Origin of the sequence: Mycobacterium sp. (assembly GCF_044370595.1) — a bacterium.
Taxonomy (GTDB): domain Bacteria; phylum Actinomycetota; class Actinomycetes; order Mycobacteriales; family Mycobacteriaceae; genus Mycobacterium.
Map to the genome: position 1 here is coordinate 1 of NZ_JBILVF010000250.1, position 2891 is coordinate 2891.

3 protein-coding genes and 1 pseudogene are annotated in these 2891 nt (G+C 69.2%); all 4 read left to right on the plus strand.

Annotation, left to right across the window (positions count from 1 at the left end; translation table 11 throughout):
- Positions 1-378: cytosine permease (locus ADBZ5N_RS18400; RefSeq protein ID WP_526259967.1), on the plus strand; the 378-nt coding region annotated here is incomplete at its 5' end.
- The gene (locus ADBZ5N_RS18405; protein WP_526259969.1) at positions 375-1112 is read left to right on the plus strand and encodes a class I SAM-dependent methyltransferase; all 738 of its coding nucleotides are present in this window, start codon (positions 375-377) and stop codon (positions 1110-1112) included. The genes ADBZ5N_RS18400 and ADBZ5N_RS18405, both read left to right, overlap by 4 nt.
- Entirely contained in the window at positions 1109-1843 is a 735-nt protein-coding gene (locus tag ADBZ5N_RS18410) for a phosphotransferase-like protein (RefSeq protein ID WP_526259971.1), read from the plus strand. The genes ADBZ5N_RS18405 and ADBZ5N_RS18410 overlap by 4 nt, the downstream gene beginning before the upstream one ends.
- Positions 1836-2891, plus strand: a pseudogene (locus ADBZ5N_RS18415) (hypothetical protein); the annotation flags it as partial. The gene ADBZ5N_RS18410 and the pseudogene ADBZ5N_RS18415, both read left to right, overlap by 8 nt.

The window sequence follows — 2891 nt, forward strand, 5'->3', positions numbered from 1 at the left end:
AGCATGCCGTGGCAACTGCTCTCCAGCGCCGACACCTACATCTTCAACTGGCTGGTGGGCTACAGCGCCCTGCTGGGTCCCATCGCCGGCATCATGGTGGTCGACTACTGGCTCATCCGGCGCAGGGAACTCGACGTACCCGACCTGTACCGCGTCAATGGTCGCTACGCCGGGGTGAACCCGATCGCGATGGCGGCCTTGGTGATCGGCGTCGCGCCCAATGTGCCCGGTTTTCTGCGTAGCGTGAAGGTCCTGGGCGGTGGCCCGGACTGGTGGGACGCCATCTATCCGTATGCGTGGTTCACCGGATTCTTCGTGGCGGCGGTGCTGTACCGAATAGGTATGCGCCGCAGCCGATTCGGAGAGAGGTCGTCGTGACAACCGATTACAACCCGATCGCCGAGCAGTATCAGCGATCCAAGCAGCAGCCGTGGCGAACGTTCATCGAGTGCTTCACGCTGATGGACCTCATCGGCGATCCCACCGGACTCAGCGCCCTGGACCTGGCCTGCGGCGAGGGGTTCTACACCCGGTTGATCCGGCATCGCGGCGCGGCGCGGGTGCACGGACTGGACCTGTCCGACGGCATGATCGCCCTGGCGCAAGCCCAGGAGGCGCGCCAACCCCTGGGCGTCACCTACGCGGTGGCCGATGCCCGGGAGTTGTCCGGAGAGGACCCCGTCGACCTGACCGTCGCCGCCTACCTGCTCAACTACGCCCGGACCCGGGAGGAACTGCAGGCAATGTGCGACGGGATCGCCCGCTCACTCAAGCCCGGGGGACGGTTCGTCACGGTCAACACCAACCCGGCCCTGGACCTCACCACCGCCCCGTCGTACCGCACATACGGATTCGAGACCACCGCCGTCGGGCAGTGGCAGGAGGGCACCCCGATCCAGTGGACCTTCCATCTCGAGGACGGCCCTTTCTCGATCGAGAATTACCACCTCGACGTGGCCGCTCACGAGGAGGCCATTGAGCGGGCCGGCTTTTCCGAGGTGCGCTGGCACTCCCCGGCGCTGTCTCCGGAAGCACTGAAGGACTACGACTCCGACTACTGGTCAACGTTCCTGGATGTCCCGCCGGTGGCGTTCATCGAGTGCATCCGGTGAGTCCGGAGTCCGCCCCGGTGGCGATTCTGGTCAATGGGCCTAGTTCCTCGGGTAAGTCGACGCTGTGCCGGGCGCTGCAGGAGCGTTTGTCCGTCCTGGCCGACGGCGATCCGACGGCGCTCTTCGCCCGGGTGGCCTTCGACGACATCGTCGCCCTGATCCCCGACACGCTCTTTCCGATCAGTTTCGTCGCCTTGAACGGCGGCGACCTCGGGCGTCTTGTCTCCCGCGAACCGCACGACGGCCGCGCCGCCTGGGAGTACCTCGACGAGGGCCAGGCCGGCGAGCAGGACCCCGCCCCCCGGGTCCGGCTGGTCATGAGTCCGCACACCCGGGGCCTGCTGACCGGCATTCACCGCGGCTGGGGCGAGCACCTTCGGCTGGGCACCAACCTCATCATCGATCACTTCCTCCAGGACGCTGCGTGGAGCCAGGAGGTTCTCGGGGTGATGCGCGACGCCGGGGCCCGGACCCTGCTGGTGGGAGTGTTCTGCTCGGTGGGGGAGTTGCAGCGGCGCGAATCCTCCCGCGCCGACGGCCGTGTTGAAGGCCGACCCGCCGGGCTGGCGCGACGCAGCAGCGAACTGTGCCATGGGCATGGCCTGGAGTACGACGTTCGTATCCGGACCGATCAGCAGAGCACCGCCGAGTCGGTGGACGCGATCATCGCCGCACTGCACGCCGCGAACCTGCTGGGCGGGACAACTGCGAATGGAAACTTTCATGGCTGAGGCCGCCCCGTCCCCCGGCTCCCGGCGGGCCCGTCGAGACAGCCGCGAGATACTGGCATCCGCTTGGCTCGGCGCCGGAGTGATCGGCGTTGCGATGAGTGCAGCGGCACTCGCCGGCGCTGCGGCGGCCCACGCCGACAACGGAGATTCCGGTGGTGCACGCCACGGAACCCGCACGGGCAACGCGCAGACGTCGAGTGCCGCCGACAGCAGCGCGGACTCCCCTCGCCCGGCGGCGAGAGGTCGCTCCCTTGCTGCGGCCGCACCGGAGGCTAAGGCTCGCGGCACCGCTACGGGCAGGGTGGTAACGATCGAACTGCCGCGTACCGCAGCGACGATCCCCCGCCCGAAGCCGACCCGAACAGCACCGAAGGACTCCGATCCGGCACCGGTCACGCCCGCGTCGGCCGCCCCGTTCACCGCGGCAGCATCGACCCCCGCGGCGGCTGCTATCGCCAAAGCCCAACCGGGCCCGGTTGTTTCGTTCTTCATCTCCGACGGCACCCCGTCACGTCCCAACGCGGGGTTGTTGATCGGCAACGGTTTCACCTTCACCGCGAACACCTGCGCCGCGACGACCCGCTGCGACGGGGGCCGCGCCGGCTTGCTGTTGGGCAACGGCGGCGGCGGCTTCAACGGCGGCAATGGCGGACAGGCCGGCTTCTTCGTCGGCAACGGCGGCGCTGGTGGCGGCGGGCTCAAGTACCTCGGGGGCAGCGGCGGCAATGGCGGGTCGGCCGGCATGTTCGGCAACGGCGGCGACGGCGGCTCCTACGGCGAATCGTTCCCGTTCCTGCCGGGTTCGCGCGGCGGCAATGGCGGCAACGGCGGCCTGCTCTACGGCAACGGCGGCCGGGGCGGAAACTCCTGGGACTATGCCCCGGGCGGCCGCGGCGGCAATGGCGGGTTCCTCTTCGGGCGTGGCGGACCCGGCGGCGCCGGCGGGTCGGGCGTTGTCGCCTGCGTCCAGAAACCAACCTGCTCGGTCACAGTCCTCGGCGGCGCGGCAGGCCCCGGCGGCAAGGGCGGTCTCTTCTTCGGTCGCGCC